The 20,076-nt window shown below is 69.2% G+C and carries 19 protein-coding genes and 1 rRNA gene; 15 read left to right on the top strand and 5 right to left on the bottom strand.

The features are described from left to right. Positions 1 to 4: 4 nt before the first annotated feature. Positions 5 to 117 (top strand): 5S ribosomal RNA (gene rrf / locus H8N03_RS13495). Between the two features lie 201 nt (positions 118 to 318). Here rrf and H8N03_RS13490 read toward each other — a convergent pair. Genes H8N03_RS13490 through H8N03_RS13480 form a run of 3 tightly spaced genes read right to left on the bottom strand, consistent with a single transcriptional unit; the run spans position 319 to position 3,723 of the window. Next, on the bottom strand, positions 319 to 1,239 hold the full coding sequence (locus tag H8N03_RS13490) for an MBL fold metallo-hydrolase (protein WP_187076714.1): 921 nt from the start codon (positions 1,237 to 1,239) through the stop codon (positions 319 to 321). A 12-nt stretch (positions 1,240 to 1,251) separates the two neighbouring features. Continuing rightward, positions 1,252 to 2,940 carry an AMP-binding protein gene (locus tag H8N03_RS13485; protein WP_187076713.1) on the bottom strand — a complete coding sequence of 563 codons (1,689 nt, stop codon included), beginning with the start codon at positions 2,938 to 2,940 and terminating at the stop codon, positions 1,252 to 1,254. Between the two features lie 48 nt (positions 2,941 to 2,988). Further along, complete coding sequence (locus H8N03_RS13480) at positions 2,989 to 3,723, bottom strand: FFLEELY motif protein (protein WP_187076712.1); 735 nt, start codon at positions 3,721 to 3,723, stop codon at positions 2,989 to 2,991. 65 nt (positions 3,724 to 3,788) lie between these two features. On the opposite strand from H8N03_RS13480, the gene H8N03_RS13475 reads away from it, so the two are divergent. The 3 genes from H8N03_RS13475 to H8N03_RS13465 are packed head-to-tail and all read left to right on the top strand — an operon-like array spanning position 3,789 to position 6,175. After that, complete coding sequence (locus H8N03_RS13475; RefSeq protein ID WP_187076711.1) at positions 3,789 to 4,751, top strand: esterase/lipase family protein; 963 nt, start codon at positions 3,789 to 3,791, stop codon at positions 4,749 to 4,751. Between the two features lie 52 nt (positions 4,752 to 4,803). Continuing rightward, positions 4,804 to 5,457, top strand: coding sequence for a helix-turn-helix transcriptional regulator (locus H8N03_RS13470; RefSeq protein WP_187076710.1), 654 nt, complete (start codon positions 4,804 to 4,806; stop codon positions 5,455 to 5,457). A 58-nt stretch (positions 5,458 to 5,515) separates the two neighbouring features. Then, positions 5,516 to 6,175: a Crp/Fnr family transcriptional regulator gene (locus tag H8N03_RS13465; protein ID WP_187076709.1), complete on the top strand. Its 660-nt coding sequence runs from the start codon at positions 5,516 to 5,518 to the stop codon at positions 6,173 to 6,175. 7 nt (positions 6,176 to 6,182) lie between these two features. Here the strand turns inward: H8N03_RS13465 and H8N03_RS13460 are convergent, their stop codons facing one another. After that, the gene (locus H8N03_RS13460) at positions 6,183 to 7,943 is read right to left on the bottom strand and encodes an adenylate/guanylate cyclase domain-containing protein (protein ID WP_187076708.1); all 1,761 of its coding nucleotides are present in this window, start codon (positions 7,941 to 7,943) and stop codon (positions 6,183 to 6,185) included. Between the two features lie 135 nt (positions 7,944 to 8,078). Between H8N03_RS13460 and H8N03_RS13455 the strand changes: the two genes are divergently transcribed. The 8 genes from H8N03_RS13455 to H8N03_RS13420 all read left to right on the top strand — a co-directional run bounded on the left by H8N03_RS13455 (position 8,079) and on the right by H8N03_RS13420 (position 16,611). Further along, complete coding sequence (locus H8N03_RS13455; protein ID WP_187076707.1) at positions 8,079 to 8,738, top strand: GNAT family N-acetyltransferase; 660 nt, start codon at positions 8,079 to 8,081, stop codon at positions 8,736 to 8,738. Between the two features lie 78 nt (positions 8,739 to 8,816). Continuing rightward, positions 8,817 to 9,695 carry a CorC family transporter gene (locus H8N03_RS13450; RefSeq protein ID WP_187076706.1) on the top strand — a complete coding sequence of 293 codons (879 nt, stop codon included), beginning with the start codon at positions 8,817 to 8,819 and terminating at the stop codon, positions 9,693 to 9,695. Next, positions 9,692 to 11,233, top strand: coding sequence for an apolipoprotein N-acyltransferase (lnt, locus tag H8N03_RS13445; protein WP_187076705.1), 1,542 nt, complete (start codon positions 9,692 to 9,694; stop codon positions 11,231 to 11,233). The genes H8N03_RS13450 and lnt overlap by 4 nt, the downstream gene beginning before the upstream one ends. A 64-nt stretch (positions 11,234 to 11,297) precedes the next feature. Continuing rightward, complete coding sequence (glyQ, locus tag H8N03_RS13440; RefSeq protein WP_187076704.1) at positions 11,298 to 12,203, top strand: glycine--tRNA ligase subunit alpha; 906 nt, start codon at positions 11,298 to 11,300, stop codon at positions 12,201 to 12,203. Beyond that, a complete protein-coding gene (gene glyS / locus H8N03_RS13435) occupies positions 12,203 to 14,308 on the top strand; it encodes a glycine--tRNA ligase subunit beta (RefSeq protein ID WP_187076703.1) in 2,106 nt (701 codons plus the stop codon). Before glyQ ends, glyS begins: the two co-directional genes overlap by 1 nt. Positions 14,309 to 14,318: 10 nt before the next feature. Continuing rightward, the gene (gmhB, locus tag H8N03_RS13430) at positions 14,319 to 14,888 is read left to right on the top strand and encodes a D-glycero-beta-D-manno-heptose 1,7-bisphosphate 7-phosphatase (protein ID WP_187076702.1); all 570 of its coding nucleotides are present in this window, start codon (positions 14,319 to 14,321) and stop codon (positions 14,886 to 14,888) included. A 15-nt stretch (positions 14,889 to 14,903) separates the two neighbouring features. Continuing rightward, positions 14,904 to 15,668: a lysophospholipid acyltransferase family protein gene (locus H8N03_RS13425; protein WP_187076701.1), complete on the top strand. Its 765-nt coding sequence runs from the start codon at positions 14,904 to 14,906 to the stop codon at positions 15,666 to 15,668. A 43-nt stretch (positions 15,669 to 15,711) separates the two neighbouring features. Then, on the top strand, positions 15,712 to 16,611 hold the full coding sequence (locus tag H8N03_RS13420) for a M48 family metallopeptidase (RefSeq protein WP_187076700.1): 900 nt from the start codon (positions 15,712 to 15,714) through the stop codon (positions 16,609 to 16,611). A gap of 118 nt (positions 16,612 to 16,729) precedes the next feature. Here H8N03_RS13420 and H8N03_RS13415 read toward each other — a convergent pair whose 3' ends face one another. After that, positions 16,730 to 17,800, bottom strand: a complete 1,071-nt coding sequence (locus tag H8N03_RS13415) for an MBL fold metallo-hydrolase (RefSeq protein ID WP_187076699.1) — start codon at positions 17,798 to 17,800, stop codon at positions 16,730 to 16,732. A 92-nt stretch (positions 17,801 to 17,892) separates the two neighbouring features. On the opposite strand from H8N03_RS13415, the gene H8N03_RS13410 reads away from it, so the two are divergent. The 3 genes from H8N03_RS13410 to H8N03_RS13400 are packed head-to-tail and all read left to right on the top strand — an operon-like array spanning position 17,893 to position 20,012. Beyond that, complete coding sequence (locus H8N03_RS13410) at positions 17,893 to 18,321, top strand: MerR family transcriptional regulator (RefSeq protein WP_187076698.1); 429 nt, start codon at positions 17,893 to 17,895, stop codon at positions 18,319 to 18,321. Between the two features lie 31 nt (positions 18,322 to 18,352). Beyond that, positions 18,353 to 18,814, top strand: a complete 462-nt coding sequence (locus H8N03_RS13405) for a PaaI family thioesterase (protein ID WP_187076697.1) — start codon at positions 18,353 to 18,355, stop codon at positions 18,812 to 18,814. A 16-nt stretch (positions 18,815 to 18,830) separates the two neighbouring features. After that, the gene (locus H8N03_RS13400) at positions 18,831 to 20,012 is read left to right on the top strand and encodes an isovaleryl-CoA dehydrogenase (protein ID WP_187076696.1); all 1,182 of its coding nucleotides are present in this window, start codon (positions 18,831 to 18,833) and stop codon (positions 20,010 to 20,012) included. The last annotated feature ends 64 nt before the right edge of the window (positions 20,013 to 20,076 follow it).

Below are 20,076 nucleotides of genomic sequence, written 5' to 3'. Positions count from 1 at the left end.
TATGCCTGATGACCATAGCGAGGTGGTCCCACTCCTTCCCATCCCGAACAGGACAGTGAAACGCCTCTGCGCCGATGATAGTGCGGATTCCCGTGTGAAAGTAGGACATCGTCAGGCTGTTATAGCGACGAAGGCCCGGCAGAAATGCCGGGCCTTTTGTTTTTCCGGATCGAAACGGCAGCTGGCCGGCGATGCCGATTCTCGGAAGATCGCGCCACAATCGGCGCGGTTGGCGTCGGTACGCCACAAAAGCGGCGCGGAAGGGTGAATGGCACCGCGTGCCGTCGGAAGCCACTGCCCGAGCCCGCCTCCGACCGTTCAGGCGTTGGTCAAAGCCCCGTTTTCCTCGCGAAGCGCCCCGCTCGCAGCCAGGTCGCGCAACAACGCGTCGACCCATTCCGCAAGCGGCATCCCTGAGGCGAAGCGCTCATGCACCAGCCGCAAATAGGCGGCGTTTTCCGCCCAAGTCAGGAAATCTGCCCGTCGCACCTGCTGCAGTTCCAGCAGCTTGAACTTGAGCAGGACCTTGGCTGCATGGGCCGCGTGGCGCCGCGGATCCGCCACATACGCGGCCAGCCGGCTGCGGGCGCGGGCGAGCGCCTCCGCTACGCCCGTGAAAGCCCGCCCGTGTCCCGGCAGAACCAACCGCGGCGACAAGCGCTCGATGAGGTCCAGGGTCGCAGACACTTCCTCGAAGGCGCGCTCCCCCTCCAGTTCGGGAAAGACGATGCCGAAACCGTTCTCCCACAGCGCGTCCGCGGAAATCGCCGTGCGCGACGCGGGCTCGAACAGGATGACCGAGTGCGGATCGTGACCTGGCGCCGCGTGCACCTCCCAGTCCGCAGCGCCAAGGCGCACGGCAGTCCCAGGCACCAGTACATCATCGAAGCGGAAAGCAGGGCACGCCTGCCCCGTCGGTTCGTGGCTCAGCGCGACGGGATCCCAGTCCCGCACGGCGGCTGCCTGGCCGGGGGGAATCAGGGTGCGCAAGGCCGGATGCGCGGCTTGCAGCGCCGCGTTGCCGCCGCAGTGGTCGCTATGCAGGTGGGTGTTCACCAGGGTCGTCATCGCGCGTCCCTGCGCGACACGCTCGACCAGGTCGATCGTCTGCGCCGCATGGGTCCAGTAACCGCTGTCCACCACGGCCGCTTCGCCGTTGCCAAGCAGCACGATGTTGTTCGACGAGAGCCAGCCGCGCTCGAGCAACACGACGCCCGGCGGCAAACCCACGGCGCTCATCTTGCGCCTCGACTAGTTCGCCGCACGCAACTCGCGTCGCAGGATCTTGCCCACGTTGGACTTCGGCAGCTCATCCCGGAATTCGATGTACTTGGGTTGCTTGTAGCCGGTCAGATTGTCGCGGCAATGCCGGGCGACGGTGTCCTCGGTCAGGGCCGGATCGTTCTTCACGACGAATACCTTGATCGCTTCGCCCTGCTTCTCGTCGGGAATGCCGACGGCGGCGCACTCCACGACCCCCGGACACAAGGAGATCACGTTCTCCAGCTCGTTCGGGTACACGTTGAACCCGCTCACCAGGATCATGTCCTTCTTCCGGTCCACGATGCGCGTGTAGCCGCGCTCGTCCATGATGCCGACGTCGCCGGTGCGGAGGTAGCCGTCGGCGGTGAATGCCTTCGCATTCTCTTCCGCCTTCTCGTAGTAGCCCGGCGTGACGTTGGGGCCGCGGATGCAGATCTCGCCAGGCTGGCCGAGCGGCAGGTCCTGCCCTGCATCGTCCTTCACGGCGAAGTCGATGCCGGGCAGCGGAATGCCGATCGTGCCCGAGAACTCCGTGGAGTCCAGGGGATTGTTGGTGCCGATCGCGCAGGTCTCGCTCATGCCCCAGCCTTCGACCATCACGCAACCGGTCGCCTTGCGCCACTGGCGCGCCGTTCCTTCGGAGGCCGCCATGCCGCCCGCCTGCGACACGTGCAGCTGCGAGAAGTCGATGGAGCGGAACTGCGGATGCTGCAGCAGCGCATTGAACAGCGTGTTCACCGCGGGCAGCATGTGGAAGGGCCGCTTCTTCAGCGTCTCCACGAAGCGCCCGATGTCGCGCGGATTCGGGATCAGCGTCATGTGCGCGCCGGAGCGGATCGCCAGCAGGCACAGCGTCAGCGCGAAGATGTGATACAGCGGCAGCGCCGCTATGGCGTTCGTGCGGCTGACGTCACCCACCTTGCGCAGCGCCGGCGTGAACCAGGCTTCCGCCTGCAGGATGGCGGCGACGATGTTCCTGTGCGTGAGCACGGCGCCCTTCGACAGGCCGGTCGTGCCGCCGGTGTACTGCAGGAATGCGACGGAGTCCAGGTTCTGCGCAACGGGGCGCAGCGTCAGCCGCGCGCCCTCTGCCAACGCCCGGGGAAATGGCGTCACGGTGCGGCCATCCCCCAGGGGAAGACGGAACGCGGGCACCATCTTCGCCAGGTGGCGCACGGCGAAGGTGATCCAGCGCCCGTACACCGCCCCGAGCTGGTCGCCCATCGCGGCGACGACCACGTGCTTCACCGGCGTGTCCGCGATGACCTGCTCCAGCGTGTGGCAGAAGTTCTCCAGGATCACGATCGCGGTGGCGCCGGAGTCGCGCAACTGGTGCTCCAGCTCCCGCGCCGTATAGAGCGGATTCACGTTGACGCACGTGTAGCCCGCGCGCAGCACCGCCGCCATGGTCACCGCGAACTGGGGGATGTTCGGCAGCATGATCGCGACGCGGGCGCCGGGCTCGAGCCCCTGCGACTGCAGGAACGCGCCGAGCGCACGCGACGCCGCGTCGAGCTCCCGGTAGGACATCCACCGTTCCATGCACACGCTGAACGGGCGGTTCGCGTGCTTGCTGAATGACTCCTCCAGCAGCTGCGTCAGCGACGCGTACTGCTCCGGGTCGATGTCGTGCGGCACCCCTTCCGGGTAGTGCGCGAGCCAGGGCCTCTGCTGCATCCAAGCGCTCCTTCGCGGCGCATTCTGGGGCGGCGGGCGGGTTGCGGGCTAGCGGGCTTGTCCTAGGATGCGACGCAGTTCCGTCTCGCAAGCGACAGCTTCGTCGTCGAACAACATGTCCATGAGCCGCTGCTCGCGCTCGCGGACCGTCTCCAGGAATCGCTCCGCGCCGCCTTGCTGCCTGGCGACGGCGGCGAAGGTATCGAACCCGGATTCGAGGAAGGACTGCAGCGAGCTCAGTCCCGCGGCCGCGGCGGGCCGCCGCATCATCTTCAGCATGGTGCGCAGCCCCGGGAGCCGCGTGAGGCGCGTCATCTCGGCGCCGAGCCCCACGACGGATTCCAGCTGCCGCTGCCGGTCCGCGCGCCGGCCGACGGCCTTCCAGGCACGCACGTAGGCGGCCACATCTTCCGCATCCGCCAGCGGAATCGCACGCGCCATCCCGTGATCCAGCGACTCGGTCAAGGCGTGCAGCTGCGCCAGTGCGCCGGCCGTCTGCGCCACGTCCCTGGGAAAGAGCTTTTCCACCGCGCCCGCGATCCGCGCGAACTGCGTGTCGCGATCGGCGTAGTCGCGGTCACCGTACAACTCCTCGAGGAAGAAGCGCGCTGCCGCCCCATAGGTCCCCGATGCAAGCAGGTCCGCGTAGGTGCCGGCGAACCGCGCCGCCTGGAACCGCTTCAGCCGCACCACCGCCTGCCCGATGCCGGGCCATTCCCGGCATTCCTCGCGCAGGCGCTGCACTTCGGCGACGGCTTCACGGATCGTTTGCGCGGTGCTCATGCGAGCCGCAGTCTAGCGGCGCCGGTGCCGCCGCGGTGCGGACGGCGCGTGGGATACTGCACCGGATGCCCCGACACTCGAGCGTCGCCCGGCTGCTGCTCGCGGCCTGCGGCGGCCAGGCCATCCTCGTGCTGGCCTGTCTCCTCTGGCGCTGGCCGGCGTCGCCGCTGCAGGCCCTCCTCGGCGCCGTGGCGATCCTACTCGTCGCCCCTGCCGCCCTTGCGCTGGAGCTCGCCATCGTGGCGCGCGTCGGCAAGGCGGCGAAGGTGCCGCAGCCCTCGCCGGCCCAGCTGGTGGGTGCGTGGTGGCTGGAGACCGCGCACCTGTTTCGCACCTTCTACTGGCGCCAGCCGCTGCGCTGGCGCGTGCAGCCTGACGCCATCGGGCCGCAGTGCGCGCAACGCGTGGGCGTCGTGCTGGTGCACGGCTTCATGTGCAATCGCGGATTCTGGAACGCATGGATGCGGGACTTCCGGGCGCGCGGCCACGCCTGTGTCGCGGTGAACCTGGAGCCGCCCTTCGGCTCGATCGATGCCTTCGCCGACGCGATCGACGCGGCCGTGGAACGCGTCACGGCCTGCACCGGGCGCGCCCCCGTGCTCGTCTGCCACAGCATGGGCGGCCTCGCAGCGCGGGCATGGTGGCGCGGCACGCAGGGCCGGCGCGCCGTGGCGCATCTCGTGACGATCGGCTCGCCCCACCACGGGACCTGGCTGGCGCGCTTCAGCCGCAAGACCAACGGGCGGCAGATGCGGCTGGCCAGCGACTGGCTGGCGCAACTCGCGCGCGACGAGGAGCGGCATCCCCTGCCGCCCGCGACCTGCTGGTACTCCAACTGCGACAACGTCGTGTTTCCCGCCGACACCGCGACCCTGCCGCACGCGGACAACCGCTTCGTGCCGGGCGTGCCGCACGTGGCGCTCGCCTTCGCGCCGCAGGTCCGTTCCGGCACGGTGGAGCTCGTCGCCAGCCTGCGAGTTCCGTGTCAAGGTGATTCCTTCACCGGAAACGGTCCCGAGAATATCTAACGTTCCTGCAGGGTGCGTTCATAAGCTTTTTCCCTCACACAGGGGGAAGCGAATGGATGCATCGGCAGAAGGCGCGCGCAGCGCCATGTACGTGGCGACCATCCCGGACGGTCCGGGCCACGGACTCTCGCTCGTCATGGACGAGCTCGCGCATGGGGTGCTGCTCGCGTCGGCCAAGGGCCAGTTGCTGCACGCCAACCAGGCCGCCCGGCACGAGCTCGCGCGGCGGCGCGTGGTAGGCGTGCACGAGGGCCACCTGCACACCACGGACGCCGCGCAATCGAAGGTGCTGATGCAGGCGCTCGCCCGCGCGGAAACCGGGCGCCGCAGCCTCATCGCGCTGCGCACCGCGACCCGGCAACGCGTCAGCATCGCGGTCGTGCCGCTGCGGCCCGAGCGGCTGCAGCCCACCTGCTCGGTCGCCCTGCTGTTCTCGCGCGCATCGGTGTGCGACGCCGTGATGCTCTGCTTCTTCGCCCGCACGCACGGCCTCACGCCCGCCGAGGAACAGGTGCTCGGCATCCTCTGCCAGGGCTATTCCGCACCGCAGATCGCGCTGCAGCTCCATGTCGCGGTGTCCACCATCCGGAGCCACGTGCGCAGCATGTGCGCCAAGACGCACTGCCACGGCGTGCGGGCGCTCGTGGCCCAGGTTGCCGTGCTGCCGCCCATCGGGGCGGCGCACCTGCAGGACCCGGTGCACTAGGCAGCCCTCTTGGGCTTCGCCGGAGCACCTGCTAGAGTTTTCCACAGGGGAGGACGCCATGAACGTGTCCAGGGCTGCCATCGAGCAGGACAGGCTGTTGGCCACGCTGGAGCCGTCGCTGGCCCGGCTGGCCGCGCGCGGGATCATCCGCAACTACCGCAAGAGCACGATCATCCTCAACGAGGGCGAGCCGGGCGATTCGCTCTTCGTGCTGTTGCAGGGGCAGGTGAAGGTGTACGCGACCGACGAGAACGGGCGCGAGATCACCTACGGCACCATCCAGGCGGGCGACTACTTCGGCGAGATGTCGCTCGATGGCGGGCCACGCTCCGCCTCGGTGATGACGCTGGAGCCGTCGCTGTGCGCCCTGGTGTCGAAAGCGGCGGTGCAGCAGCACCTGGCGGACGAACCCGGCTTCGCCCTGCAGCTGGTCACCCAGGTGATCCGGCGCGCACGCTCCGCCACCGAGACCGCGCGCCAGATGGCGTTGATGGACGTGTACGGACGCGTCATCCACACGCTGGAGGGCCAGCAGGGGCCGGCAAGCACGCAGGCCCCCATCCAGCTCACGCAGATCACCCACCAGCAGATCGCGAGCCGCGTCGGTGCTTCGCGGGAGATGGTGAGCCGCCTGCTGAAGGACCTCGAAAAGGGCGGCTACGTGGAGCTGGGCATCAAGCGCATCACGCTGAAGAAGAAGCTCCCTGCGCGCTGGTAGGCCGCGCTCAGTGCGCGGGCGCACCCGCCTGGAGCAGGGCGTCCGCGAAGCGAGCTTCCAGGCCGTCGGTCAAGGGCGTCGAGCCGATGAACCCCCGCACCGTGAAGGCCGGCAGGCGCTTGAGCAACTGCTGCTGGCTCGCATGCGCCTCGCCAAGGCGGTCGCATTCCACCTGCGCGACGATCAGGCTGCGCCAGGCCGGCAGGTAGCGCGGATTGCGCTGCACCGCCAGTTGCGCGAGCCCCGCCGCCGCCTCCGGGTCGCCGTCGGCGAGTGCCGCCAGCGCCGCGATCGCGTCGTAGAGATAGCGCATCGGCTCCAGCACCAGCAGGCTGCGGGCCGTGAGCGCCGCAGCCCGCGCTGAACGTGCGGCGCCGCGCAGGGCTTGCAGCTCCGCGTGGAAGAGGAGAGCCACCGAATGCTGCGGCCGCAGGCTGAGCGCCTGCGCGTACCGTTCCGCGGCCGCTTCGAGGTTGCGCATCCCGTGCAGGCACGAATAGCCATCGAGCGCCAGCACCAGCGGCGAACCCGGGTCCGACTGCGCGGCGGCCGCGGCGTGCGCGCGGGCGAGTGCCGCGTCGTGCTGGGCAAAGCCCGCGGCCGTTTGCTGCACGCGCAGCACGTGCAGGTGCGCGAGCCAGGCATTGCCCGTGGGATGGCGCCGCCAGCGGTCCAGCAGGTGCACGAGCAGGTGGCGCGCCTGTTCCATGTCCACCGGCGAAAGCCTGTGCATGAGGCCGAGCGCGCCGAGCAGCAGCGTGGAGCCCTCGAGTGCCGGTACGCGCCGCGTGGCGGCGAGCTCCATCTCGTGTTCGATCACGGCAGAGTGGACCGCTGCGACCGCCTGGGACCGCAAGCGGCTGTCCAGCACGCCCGCCGCATCGGCTGCGCCCTGGAAATTCTCGGCCCACATCACATGCCCGTTCACCGCGTCGGCGAGCTCCAGGTAGAGGGACAGCGCGCCACCCTGCGAACGCGGCCGCCCGGTCAGCACGTAGCGCGCGCCCACCTCCTGCAACTCCGCCTGCAAGGTGTCGCGGGTCGCGTCGAGCGCGGGCGTCGTCATCCGCGACACGACCTGCAGCGCGTCGCTGCGCGCCAGCCCCGCGATGAGTTCGTCCGACAGCGTGTCGCCTTGCTGGCCCGGCAGGGCGAACGGGAGCACGGCCACGGCCGCGCGCAGCCCCGCCGGGTCCACGCCGTGTCCCGGCAGCTCCGGTGTTTCGGTGGCCTGTGCCACGCGGTACGCATGCACGCGCTGCTTCACGTGCTTGAGGTGGCACTCCCCGAGGTCGACGAGGCGCACGGCCAAGGTGCGTCCCAGCGCCGCGCGCAACGCCGCCGAGATCACCACCTCGCCCGGACCCGCGAGACTCGCGATGCGCGCGGCGACGTTCACGTCGGTGCCGTAGATGTCGTACTGGTCCGCGACGAAGACCGCCAGGTGCGCGCCGATGCGCAGGTGCACATGGTCTTCCGTCGGCAGCCCCTGGTTCACGTCGCGGAACCACGCCTGCATGGAGAGCACGGCCCGGATGCAGCCATCGGCGTCGGCGAATTCCAGCATCACGCCGTCGCCGAGGCTCTTGTGCAGCCGCCCGCCATGCGCGGGAATCTGCTCCTGCACGAAGTCGACGAAGCGGTGCCAGCGCTCGATGAACGCCTCTTCGCCACGTTCCATGAGCCGCACCGACTCGACGACGTCCGCCACCGCGATCACCTTCCTGGCGCGCGTGAAGGGCGAACGGGCGAGCGAAATGGCGGACATGTCAGAAGCGTGGGCCGTGACTGGAATTTGTAGCACGCTGTGAGTAACGTCGCGAGGTGCGACGCGTCATGGCGTGAACATGTGTTTTCCCTGAAGCCTCTGCAATTCCTAAGGGGAAACCCTTATATTTGAAGCATGGAAGCACCGCAGCAAGACGATCGCAACGACCGCATCGTGCCGATCCGCTCCTTGGGCGCGGGGCACCGCCGGCGGATTGCCGACCACCTCCTGGCCCTGGACGAGCAGGACCGCTACCTGCGCTTCGGCTACAGCGCCAACGACGAACAGATCGGCCGCTACGTGGACGGGCTCGATTTCGAGCGCGACGACATCTTCGGCATCTTCAACCGCCGACTGGAGCTCATCGCGATGGCGCACCTCGCCTTCATGCCGGGCGAGACCGGGGCGCCCGCGGGCGCGGAGTTCGGCGTGTCGGTCGCGAAGAAGGCGCGCGGCCGCGGTTACGGCGCCCGCCTGTTCGACCGCGCCGTGGTCCACGCGCGCAACGAGGGCGTGGAGCTGATGTTCATCCACGCGCTGTCCGAGAACACGGCCATGCTGCGCATCGCGCGCAACGCCGGTGCCACGCTCGAGCGCGCCGGCAGCGAAACGGAGGCCTATCTCCGCCTGCCGTCGGCCACGCTGGAGAGCCGCGTGAGCGAGATGGTGGACGAGCAGGTCGCGCAGGCCGACTACCGCCTCAAGCGCCAGGCCAAGAGCTTCCTGGACTTCCTCTCGCAGCTGCAGGAGATCCGCCGCGGCGCCATCGACGCGCGTCGCAAGAGCGGGCGCTGAAGGCCGCCGCCGGCCGGCTGAGCCAGGGGCACGGCCAATCCGGTATCCTATGGACACCTCCACTTCCGCCTCACGGCTGTGTCTGATCCCCACCCTGCGCGCACCGCGCATGAGAAGCAGGACAAGCGCACGTTCCTGCAAAAGGTCGCCGAGTTCATCCATCCGGGTCCGGACTCGAAGGCCGAACTGATCGAGACGCTGGCCGACGCCGAAGAAGCCGACATCATCGGGCCCGAGTCCCGCGTGATGCTCGAGGGCGTCATCCGGATGGCCGAGCTCACGGCCGGCGATGTCATGGTCGCCGCGCCGCGCATGGACCTCGTCAACATCGACGCGCCGTACGAGGAGATCCTCCACGTCGTCATCGACACGGCGCACTCGCGCTTTCCCGTCTACGAGGGCGACCGCGAGAACATCATCGGCATCCTGCTCGCGAAGGACCTGCTGAAGCTCCAGCGCGCGCCGGGCCTGAACCCGCGCGCCCTGCTGCGCCCCGCCGTCTTCGTGCCCGAGAGCAAGGGCCTCAACGACCTGCTGCGCGAGTTCCGCGGCAACCGCAACCACCTCGCCGTCGTCATCGACGAATTCGGCCGGGTGGCCGGGCTGATCACCATCGAGGACGTGCTGGAGCAGATCGTCGGCGAGATCGAGGACGAGTTCGACATCGTCGAGGACGAAGGCGACATCTTCGGCCTCGCAGACCGCACGTACCGCGTGAGCGGCGACACCTCCATCGAACGTGTCGCGGAGGCCTTCGGCACCCGGCTCGCCAGCGGGGAAGACGAGCTCGAGTTCGACACCATCGGCGGGCTGATCGCCCACCGCATGGGACACGTGCCGAAGCGGGGCGAGGTCGCCACCGTGGGCGGCCTGAACTTCGTCGTGCTCCACACCAAGGGCGGCGCGGTGCGCTGGTTCAAGGTCTCGCCCGCCGAGGCGGACGGCCAGCCCGCTTGATCGCCCGGGCGCATCGCTTCGCCGCCCCGGCAGCCGCGGCCATCGCCGGCGTGCTGCAGGCCCTGTCGCTCGCCTGGCCGGGCAGCGGGCAGCCCCTGTGGTGGCTGCAGATCCTCTCGCTCGCGGTACTCGCAGGCCTGCTGCAGCGGCAGTCCGGCTGGCGCGGCGCCGCCGTCGTCGCGTGGTGCTTCGGCACGGCCTGGCTGGTGGCCACCTTCTGGTGGCTGTTCATCTCCATGCACGTCTACGGCGGGCTTCCGGCGCTGCTGGCCGGCCTGGCGGTGCTGCTGCTCGCGGCCTTCCTCGCCCTGGACTACGCATTGGCCGCGGCGCTGTGGCGCCACGCCACGCCGCGCGGTCCCGGCTGGGACGCCGCCCTCTTCGCCGCGCTCTGGCTGGGCGCCGAACTGCTGCGCGGCACCCTCTACACCGGCTTCCCCTGGGGCGCCGGCGGCTACGCGCACGTGGACGGTCCGCTCGCCGTGTTCGCGCCCTGGGTCGGCGTCTACGGCATCGGGGCGCTCGCCGCCTGGAGTGCCTACCTCCTGTCGCTGTTCGTGCAGCACCCTGCGGGCTCGTGGCGCTACTGGGTGGCGGTGCTGGCCAGTGCGGGCCTGCTCGCCGCCTGCAATGCGCACACGCGCCTGTCCACCCCGGAGCCGGCGGGGCCGCGGCTGCGCGTGGGCCTGCTCCAGGGCAACATCCCGCAGGACGAGAAGTTCGAGGGCGGCACCGGCATCCCCCTCGCCCTCGAGTGGTACGGCAAGCGGCTGCGCGACACCGACGCGCAGCTGGTGGTCGCGCCGGAGACGGCCATCCCCCTGCTGCCGGTGCAATTGCCCGATGGCTACCTGGAAGGCATGCGCGACACGTTCGCGCGGGGCGCGCGCGCGGCGCTGGTCGGGATCCCGCTGGGCAACTTCGACCAGGGCTACACGAATTCGGTCATGGGCTTCGCGCCCGGGGCGGCCCCCTACCGGTACCACAAGCACCACCTGGTGCCTTTCGGCGAGTTCATCCCGCCGTTCTTCAAGTGGTTCACGCGGATGATGAACATCCCGCTGGGCGACTTCAACCGCGGTGACGTGGGACAGCCCTCCTTCGCCTGGGGCGGGCAGCGGCTCGCGCCGAACATCTGCTACGAGGACCTGTTCGGCGAGGAGCTCGGCGCGCGCTTTGCCGACCCGGCGACCGCCCCGACCGTCTTCGTGAACCTCAGCAACATCGCCTGGTTCGGCGACACGGTGGCGATCGACCAGCACCTGCAGATCAGCCGCATGCGCGCCCTGGAGTTCGAGCGCCCCATGATCCGCGCCACCAACACCGGGGCGACCGCCATCATCGACCGCCACGGCAACGTCAGCGCCAACCTGCCGCGGCTCACGCGCGGCGTGCTGGTGGGCGAAGTCGAAGGCGGAACGGCGATCACCCCCTTCGCCCGCTGGGTGTCCCGCTTCGGCCTCTGGCCCCTGTGGGCGGTGGCTGCCGTTGCCGCCCTGGTGGGCTGGCGCGGGCGGCGACCCGGCGCGCAGCCCTAAAATCGACGGTTCCGCGGGCCGCCGGCCCGCGCCGCAACGGGACGGCCTTCGCGTTCCGCAGCCTATGCTCACATTCCAGCAATTGATCCTCAAGCTGCAGTCGTACTGGGACGCCCAGGGCTGCGCACTGCTGCAGCCCTACGACATGGAAGTCGGGGCCGGCACCTCGCACACGGCGACCTTCCTGCGCGCCATCGGCCCCGAGCCGTGGAAGGCCGCCTACGTGCAGCCCAGCCGCCGCCCCAAGGACGGCCGGTACGGCCAGAACCCGAACCGCCTGCAGCACTACTACCAGTACCAGGTGGTGCTCAAGCCCGCCCCGGACAACATCCTCGAGCTGTACCTGGGCTCGCTGGAAGCGCTGGGCTTCGACCTGAAGAAGAACGACATCCGCTTCGTCGAGGACGACTGGGAGAACCCGACGCTGGGCGCCTGGGGCCTGGGCTGGGAGGTCTGGCTCAACGGCATGGAAGTCACGCAGTTCACGTACTTCCAGCAGGTGGGCGGCATCGACTGCAAGCCGATCACCGGCGAGATCACCTACGGCCTGGAGCGCCTGGCCATGTACCTGCAGGGCGTGGACAACGTCTACGACCTGAAGTGGACCGAAGGCTTGAGCTACGGCGACGTGTACCACCAGAACGAGGTGGAGCAGTCGACGTACAACTTCGAGCACAGCGACGCCGAATTCCTGTTCACGGCCTTCGGCGCGCACGAGAAGATGGCGAAGCACCTGATGGAGCAGCAGCTGGCCCTGCCGGCCTACGAGCAGGTGCTGAAGGCCGCGCACAGCTTCAACCTGCTGGACGCGCGCGGCGCGATCAGCGTCACCGAACGCGCGGCCTACATCGGCCGCATCCGCAACCTGGCGCGCAGCGTCGCCCAGAGCTACTACGAGAGCCGCGAGCGCCTGGGCTTCCCCATGGCGCCGCGCGAGTGGGTGGCCGACATGCAGAAGAAGGCCGCCTGATGTCCATGAACAACCTGCTGGTCGAACTCTTCGTCGAGGAACTGCCTCCGAAGGCCCTGAAGAAGCTGGGCGAGTCCTTCGCCGGCGTGCTGCTGGAGCAGCTGAAGGCACAAGGCCTCGCGACGAACGAATCGAAGCTCACGGCGTATGCATCGCCCCGGCGCCTCGCGGCGCACGTCACGGCCGTCGCTCCGCGCGCCGCGGACAGGTCCGTGTCGCAGAAGCTGATGCCGGTGAGCGTCGGCCTCGATGCGAGCGGCAACGCCACGCCCGCCCTGCTGAAGAAGCTGCAGGCGCTCGGCGCCGATGCGTCCGCGGTGCCCAGGCTCAAGCGCGCCATGGACGGAAAGGCCGAGGCGCTCTTCCACGACAGCACCGTGGCCGGCGTGACGCTGGCCGACGGCCTGCAGAAGGCGCTGAACGAAGCGATCGCGAAGCTGCCCATCCCGAAGGTCATGACCTACCAGCTCGCCGACGGCTGGACGGACGTGAAGTTCGTGCGTCCCGCGCACAGGCTGGTCGCACTGCACGGCAAGGACGTCGTTGCGGTGCAGGCGCTGGGCCTGCAGGCCGGCCGTGTCACGCACGGCCATCGCTTCGAAGCCGCGCAGGCGGAAGTCCACATCGCCGACGCGGACGGCTACGCCAGGACGCTGGAGCGCGATGGCGCCGTCATCGCCGGCTTCGCCGAACGCCGCGCCGAGATCGCCCGCCAGCTGCAGGAAGCGGCCGCGAAGGTCGGCGGCGGCGCGCGCCCCATCGAAGACGACGCGCTGCTCGACGAAGTGACGGCGCTGGTCGAGCGCCCGAACGTGCTCACCTGCCAATTCGAGGCGGAATTCCTCGAAGTGCCGCAGGAATGCCTGATCCTCACGATGAAGGCGAACCAGAAGTACTTCCCGCTGCTGGACGCGAAGGGCAAGCTCACGAACCGCTTCCTCGTGGTGAGCAACATTCGCCCGCAGGACCCAAGCGCGGTGATCGGCGGCAACGAGCGCGTGGTGCGCCCGCGCCTGGCCGATGCCAAGTTCTTCTTCGACCAGGACCGCAGGAAGTCCCTCGAATCGCGCGTGCCTGGCCTGGCCAAGGTCGTGTACCACAACAAGCTGGGCACGCAGGGGGAACGCATCGAGCGCGTGCGCGCGATCGCGAAGGTGATCGGCGCCGAGCTCGGGAGCGACCACCTCGCCCACGAAGCCGACATCGCCGCGCGCCTGGCGAAGGCGGACCTGCTCACCGACATGGTGGGCGAGTTCCCCGAGCTGCAGGGCATCATGGGCGGCTACTACGCGCGCCACGACAAGCTGGGCCACGAGATCGCCACCGCCATCGAGGACCACTACAAGCCCCGGTTCGCCGGCGACGAACTCCCGCGCAACCCGCTGGGCCTCGTGGTGGCCCTCGCCGACAAGCTGGAAACGCTGGCCGGCCTCTTCGCGATCGGCCAGCTGCCCACCGGCGACAAGGACCCGTTCGCGCTGCGCCGCCATGCGCTGGGCATCGTGCGCATGCTGATGGAGAAGGACCTGCCGCTGAACCTGCGGGAGATCGTCACCGCGGCCCTCGGCCTGTTCCCCCAGGCCACGCCGGAGACGACGGAGCAGCTGCTCGACTTCATCTACGACCGCCTCGCCGGCCAGCTGCGCGAGCAGGGCTACAGCGCGCAGGAAGTCGAAGCCGTGCTGGCGCTGAAGCCGCAGCGGCTCGGCGACGTCGCCAAGCGCCTCGCCGCCGTGCGCGCCTTCGCGGCGCTGCCGGAAGCACCGGCGCTGGCCGCCGCGAACAAGCGCATCGGCAACATCCTGAAGAAGGCCGAGAAGGCTGACGCGCACGTCAACGAGCGCCTGCTGAAGGAAGACGCGGAGAAGGCGCTCTTCGCCGCCACGCAGAAGATCGCGCCCCAGGCGCGGGCCCAGTTCGAATCGGGCGACTACACGGCGTCGCTGCAGACGCTGGCCGTGCTGCGCGGGCCGGTCGACGCCTTCTTCGACGACGTCATGGTGAACGCGGAAGAAACCGACCTGCGCCTCAACCGCCTCGGCCTGCTCGCGACGCTGCACCAGGCGATGAACCGCGTCGCCGACCTGTCGCGCCTGGCCCAGTAAGGACGCCCCCATGAAGCTCGTCATCCTGGACCGCGACGGCACCATCAACGTCGACAGCGACGAGTTCATCAAGTCGCCGGACGAGTGGCAGCCGCTGCCGGGCGCGCTGGAAGCCATCGCGCGCCTGAACCACGCGGGCTGGCACGTCGCCGTGGCGTCCAACCAGTCCGGCCTCGGTCGCGGGCTCTTCGACGTCGGTTCGCTCAACGCGATCCACGCCAAGATGCACAAGGCGCTCGCGGCGCTGGGCGGTCGCATCGACGCGGTCTTCTACTGCCCGCACACGCCCGACGACAACTGCCAGTGCCGCAAGCCGCTGCCGGGCCTGTTCGAGCAGATCGGCGAGCGCTTCGGCGTGGACCTGCGCACCACGCACGTGGTCGGCGACACGCCGCGCGACCTGCAGGCCGGCGTCGCCGTCGGCTGCCAGCCGCACCTGGTGCTCACGGGCAAGGCGGAGCCATTGCGCGGCAAGCCGCTGCCCGAGGGCTACCCCGAAGGCACGCGGGCCCACCAGGACCTCGCCGCGTTCGCCGACTGGCTGATCGCTCGCGCGCCGGCACCCAAGCCGGTCGCCTGAACTCGAAAGGAATCGATGTCCCTGCTCCGTTCGCTCCTGCATGGCCTCTGGATGCTGGTCACCGTCATCCCGTGGGGGATCTGGATGGTGCTGTCTTCCCTGTGGGCCAGCGGCGAGGCCATGTACTGGAAGGCCGAGCGCTGGCTGTCGTGGCAGATCGACGGCCTGCGCATCCTGTGCGGCGTGCAGGTGCGCGTCACCGGCATGGAGAACCTGCCGCAAGGCAAGACCAGCCCCGCGATCCTGCTCGTGAAGCACCAGTCGACGCTGGAGACCTTCCTGATCCCCACGCTGATGCCGCATCCGCTCGCCTATGTGTTCAAGCGCGAGCTGATCTACATCCCCTTCTTCGGCTGGGCGATCGGGCGCATGGACATGATCCACATCGACCGCAGCCAGCGCACGCAGGCCTTCAACAAGGTCGTGGAGCAGGGCAAGCGGCTCCTGGCGCAAGGCGTGTGGGTGATCATGTTCCCCGAAGGCACGCGCATCCCGCGCGGCAAGGTCGGCACGTACAAGACCGGCGGCACGCGCCTCGCGATCGCCACGGGCGCGCCCGTGATCCCGATCGCCGTGGCCTCGGCCAAGGTCTGGCCGCGCAAGGCCTTCGTGAAGCACCCGGGGATCTGCGACGTCTCGATCGGCAAGCCGATTCCCAGCGAGGGCCGCACGCCGGAGGGCCTGATGCAGGAGGTGCAGGAGTGGATCGAGTCGGAGATGCGCCGCCTCGACCCCGAAGCCTACGCGCACGAGGAAAAAAAGCAGGTCGCGGAAGCCTGAGCGCCTTGGCGGGGCATGGGGTGCGCCCGTAGAATCGCGCCCCATGCAGTCGCCGTTTCAGCTCCTCCTCGACCTGTTCGACGAGCCGAAACCGGTCCCTCCCGCGGCGAAGCCCGCACTCGTCGTCCCCACCGAGGACCTCGAGTCCGTCCCCGGCGAGCCGATCGAGCCGCTGCTCGCGCCGACGGCCTTCCGCCATCCGGACGCGAACCGCGAGATCCGCCTCGGCGAGGTGGTCGTCGCCTACGAATTCCGCCGCGCCAAGCGCAAGAACATCGGCTTCGCCGTCGGTCCCGAGGGCCTGGTCGTCAGCGCGCCCCGCTGGGTGCCCATCGGCGAAGTGGAGCAGGCCACGCGCAGCAAGGCGCGCTGGATCGTCAACAAGCTGGAAGCGGCACGCGAGCGCCAGGAGCGCATCGAGGCGGCGCGCATCACCTGGGCCGACGGCGCCACCTTTCCCTATCTCGGCGAGCAGGTGATCCTGGTTCTGGACCCGCGGCAGGACGTGGGCGGGCTGCTGCGCACCGACACGAGCACCTTGCCCGGCGTCGCCCGCCACACGCTGCACATCGGCCTGCCGCACACGGCGCAGCCGGCGCAGATCCGCGACGCGGTGCAGGCCTGGTTGATGCGCCAGGCGAAGGCCTTGTTCGTCGAGCGTTTGAACCACTATGCGCCGCAGCTGAAGGTGCAATGGCGCAAGCTGACGCTCTCCAGCGCCGGCACGCTCTGGGGCACGGCACACAGTGACGGATCGATCCGCCTGAACTGGCGGCTGGTGCACTTCCGCCTGCCGGTGATCGACTACGTGGTGGCGCACGAACTGAGCCACCTGCGGGTGATGGACCACAGCCCGCGGTTCTGGGAGACGGTGAAGACCGTGGTGCCGAATTACTCGGAGCTGCGCGGGCAGCTCAAGGACGAGCCGCTGCCGGCGTGGTGAGGGCGGCATGCTGGGGTGCGCTGCGCGCAACCCAGCCTACGAAATCCGCGTAATTCGAGGCCCTGCTCCTCTTCGGGGCCGGTAGGCTGGGTTGCGCGACAGCGCACCCCGGCGTTGCTCACACCGGCCCGAAGCGCCACACCCCTTCCGCATCCTTCGTCCGCCGCATCTTGCCCGCATGCCACAGCGCATGCAGGTGCGCCACCGACTCGCCCATCGCGAAGGTCGTCTGGTGCAGGTCCAGCTTGCGCTTGAACAGGATCGGCAGGATGTCCCAGGCGGACACCGGCTGGTCGCGGCTCGCGGCCATCACCTCGTCGAGGCGCTCGCGGTGGTGCTCGTGCAGCTGGCGGATGCGCGTTTGCAGCCCGCGGAAGGGCTTGCCGTGCGAAGGCAGCACCAGCGTGTCCGGCGGCAGCGGCCGGAACTTGTCGATCGACGCAAGGAACAGCGCCAACGAGTTCGCCTCCGGCTCCATCTCGTAGACGCTCACGTTGGTGGAGATCCGCGGCAGCATCATGTCGCCGCTGATCAACACGTCGACGTCCTCGCAGTACAGCGAGATGTGCTCCGGCGCGTGCCCGTACCCGCTGATGCAGCGCCAGCTGCGCCCGCCGATCGCGAGCAGGTCGCCGTCCTGCATGCGCCGGTAGCGCGGCGGCAGCGCGGGCACGAGGCCGGGGAAGTAGTTCGCCCGGCCGCGGATCTTCTCCAGCGACTCCGGGTCGGCCAGGCCGTGGGACGCGAAGAAGCGTGCCGCGCCTTCGCCGCCGAAGGCGGTGGTGCTCTGTGTCGCGAGTCGGGCGGCGTGGTAGTCCGTCGCGCTGATCCACAGGCGGCACTCGTGTTCCGGCGTGCTCCAGCGCTCGCACAGCCAGTGCGCCAGGCCGATGTGGTCCGGGTGCATGTGCGTGACCACGACGCGCACGATGGGCAGGCCTTCCAGCTCGTGCGCGAACACCTGCTCCCACTGGGCCTTCGACGCGTCGTGCGTGATGCAGCAGTCCACCACCGTCCAGCCTTCGCGGCCGTCCAGCCGGTCGCGCAGCAGCCAGAGGTTGATGTGGTCCAGCGCGAAGGGCAGGGCCATGCGGATCCAGCGCACGCCGGGGGCGAGCTCGATGGTCGTGCCGGGCCCGGGCAGGGTGTCGCCCAGGGGGTACTGCAGTTCGCGTTCCAGGAGGTTCATGGGCGCCCCGTTGACGTTGACGTAAACGTCAGATGTAATCGGCCATTGTAGGCAGCCCCCGCGGGCGCCGCTGTCCCCTGCCGTACAAGACCATGGCCGCCACGCATCCCAACACGACCTACACGATCAGCGACCTGGCCCGCGAGTTCGACCTCACCACGCGGGCGATCCGCTTCTACGAGGACATGGGCCTGCTGCAGCCCGCCCGGTCCGGTCCCGGCGGCCGCAACCGCATCTACAGCCCGCGCGACCGCACGCGCCTGAAGCTCACCCTGCGCGCCAAGCGACTGGGCCTGTCGCTGACCGAGGCGAAGGACATCATCGAGATGTACGACAGCCCGCGCGACACGGGGCCGCAGCTGCGCAAGTTCCTCACCATCCTCGCGCAGCACCGGCAGCAGCTGGAGGAGCAGCTCGCCGAGCTGCAGGCCAACCTGGACGAGGTGCGCACCCACGAGCGCGAGGCCCGTTCCCTGCTGGCGCGGCTGGAAAAGGACAAGGCGGACAAGGTCCGGGCATAATTGACGTTGACGTAAACGTCAATTACCCGCCATGGCCGCCCACCGCCCCGAACCGCAGGATCCCGCCTTCGAAGAACGCGTCCGCGCCAGCTTCGCGAAACAGGGGGCGATGCACACGATAGGCGCCACGCTGGCCGAGGTCGCGCCCGGTCGCGCCGTGATCGAGCTGCCCTGGCAGCAGGCGCTCACGCAGCAGCATGGCTTCCTCCACGCAGGCATGGTGGCCACCGCGCTCGACTCCGCGTGCGGGTACGCGGCCGCGACGCTGATGCCCGCCGACGCCGGCGTGCTCACCATCGAATACAAGATCAACCTGCTCGCGCCCGCGCAGGGCGAGCGCTTCCGCATGGAAGGCCTGGTGCTCAAGCCGGGCCGCACGATCACCGTGGCCGAGGGCCGCGCCTATGCGCACCACGAGGGCGGCGAGAAGCTGGTCGCCACCATGACGGCCACTCTCATGACCATCACCGGACGCGCGGGCATCCGGCACTGATCCCAAGGAGACAAGCATGCAGCAGCTACCCGGCCTGGACTTCGGCCTCGGCGAAGACCTCGAGGCCCTGCGCGACACCGTGCACCAGTTCGCCCAGAGCGAGATCGCGCCGCGCGCCGCGGAGATCGACCGCACCGACCAGTTCCCGATGGACCTGTGGCGCAAGATGGGCGAGATCGGGGTGCTGGGCATCACGGTGCCCGAGGAATACGGCGGCGCCAACATGGGTTACCTCGCGCACATGCTGGCGATGGAGGAGATCTCGCGCGCGTCCGCATCGGTGGGCCTCTCCTACGGCGCGCACAGCAACCTGTGCGTGAACCAGATCAAGCGCAACGGCACCGAGGCGCAGAAGAAGAAGTACCTCCCGAAACTCATTTCCGGCGAGCACGTGGGCGCTCTCGCGATGAGCGAGCCGGGCGCGGGCAGCGACGTGATCTCCATGAAGCTGAAGGCCGAGGACAAGGGCGGCTACTACGTCCTGAACGGCAACAAGATGTGGATCACCAACGGCCCCGACGCCGACACGCTGGTGGTCTACGCCAAGACCGAACCGGAGCTGGGCGCGCGCGGCGTCACCGCCTTCCTGATCGAGAAAGGCATGAAGGGCTTTTCCATCGCGCAGAAGCTCGACAAGCTCGGCATGCGCGGCAGCCACACGGGCGAGCTCGTCTTCCAGGACGTCGAAGTGCCGGCGGAGAACGTGCTCGGCGCGCTCAACGGGGGCGCGAAGGTCCTCATGAGCGGCCTCGACTACGAGCGCGCCGTGCTGGCCGCGGGCCCGATCGGCATCATGCAGGCGGTGATGGACAACGTGGTGCCGTACATCCACGACCGCAAGCAGTTCGGCCAGAGCATCGGCGAGTTCCAGCTGATCCAGGGCAAGGTCGCGGACATGTACACGGTACTGCAGGCCGCGCGCGCTTTCACGTACACGGTGGGCAAGAACCTGGACAAGCTCGGTACCGAGCACGTGCGCCAGGTGCGCAAGGACTGCGCTTCCGTCATCCTCTGGTGCGCCGAGAAGGCGACCTGGATGGCGGGCGAGGGCATCCAGATCTACGGCGGCAACGGCTACATCAACGAGTACCCGCTCGGCCGCCTCTGGCGCGACGCCAAGCTGTACGAGATCGGCGCCGGCACCAGCGAGATCCGCCGCATGCTCATCGGTCGCGAACTGTTCGCCGAGACCATGTAGGCGGGCCGCCGCAGGGGGAAAGCCCGTAGGTGGTTCTACAGACCGCGCCCATCCGGGAGAATGT

The organism is Ramlibacter cellulosilyticus (assembly GCF_014297465.1).
GTDB classification, from domain to species: domain Bacteria; phylum Pseudomonadota; class Gammaproteobacteria; order Burkholderiales; family Burkholderiaceae_C; genus Ramlibacter; species Ramlibacter cellulosilyticus.
Note: the sequence above shows the minus strand (reverse complement) of the source record. Positions and strands in the feature narration are given on the sequence as shown.

Coding starts and splice junctions, on each gene's coding strand:
- H8N03_RS13400 (WP_187076696.1), top strand. CDS start 18,831: ATGCAGCAGCTACCCGGCCTGGACTTCGGCCTCGGCGAAGACCTCGAG.
- glyQ (WP_187076704.1), top strand. CDS start 11,298: ATGCTCACATTCCAGCAATTGATCCTCAAGCTGCAGTCGTACTGGGAC.
- H8N03_RS13485 (WP_187076713.1), bottom strand. CDS start 2,940: ATGCAGCAGAGGCCCTGGCTCGCGCACTACCCGGAAGGGGTGCCGCAC.
- H8N03_RS13425 (WP_187076701.1), top strand. CDS start 14,904: ATGTCCCTGCTCCGTTCGCTCCTGCATGGCCTCTGGATGCTGGTCACC.
- gmhB (WP_187076702.1), top strand. CDS start 14,319: ATGAAGCTCGTCATCCTGGACCGCGACGGCACCATCAACGTCGACAGC.
- H8N03_RS13420 (WP_187076700.1), top strand. CDS start 15,712: ATGCAGTCGCCGTTTCAGCTCCTCCTCGACCTGTTCGACGAGCCGAAA.
- H8N03_RS13470 (WP_187076710.1), top strand. CDS start 4,804: ATGGATGCATCGGCAGAAGGCGCGCGCAGCGCCATGTACGTGGCGACC.
- H8N03_RS13490 (WP_187076714.1), bottom strand. CDS start 1,239: ATGAGCGCCGTGGGTTTGCCGCCGGGCGTCGTGTTGCTCGAGCGCGGC.
- H8N03_RS13455 (WP_187076707.1), top strand. CDS start 8,079: ATGGAAGCACCGCAGCAAGACGATCGCAACGACCGCATCGTGCCGATC.
- H8N03_RS13475 (WP_187076711.1), top strand. CDS start 3,789: ATGCCCCGACACTCGAGCGTCGCCCGGCTGCTGCTCGCGGCCTGCGGC.
- H8N03_RS13465 (WP_187076709.1), top strand. CDS start 5,516: ATGAACGTGTCCAGGGCTGCCATCGAGCAGGACAGGCTGTTGGCCACG.
- H8N03_RS13410 (WP_187076698.1), top strand. CDS start 17,893: ATGGCCGCCACGCATCCCAACACGACCTACACGATCAGCGACCTGGCC.
- glyS (WP_187076703.1), top strand. CDS start 12,203: ATGTCCATGAACAACCTGCTGGTCGAACTCTTCGTCGAGGAACTGCCT.
- H8N03_RS13480 (WP_187076712.1), bottom strand. CDS start 3,723: ATGAGCACCGCGCAAACGATCCGTGAAGCCGTCGCCGAAGTGCAGCGC.
- H8N03_RS13405 (WP_187076697.1), top strand. CDS start 18,353: ATGGCCGCCCACCGCCCCGAACCGCAGGATCCCGCCTTCGAAGAACGC.
- H8N03_RS13415 (WP_187076699.1), bottom strand. CDS start 17,800: ATGAACCTCCTGGAACGCGAACTGCAGTACCCCCTGGGCGACACCCTG.
- H8N03_RS13460 (WP_187076708.1), bottom strand. CDS start 7,943: ATGTCCGCCATTTCGCTCGCCCGTTCGCCCTTCACGCGCGCCAGGAAG.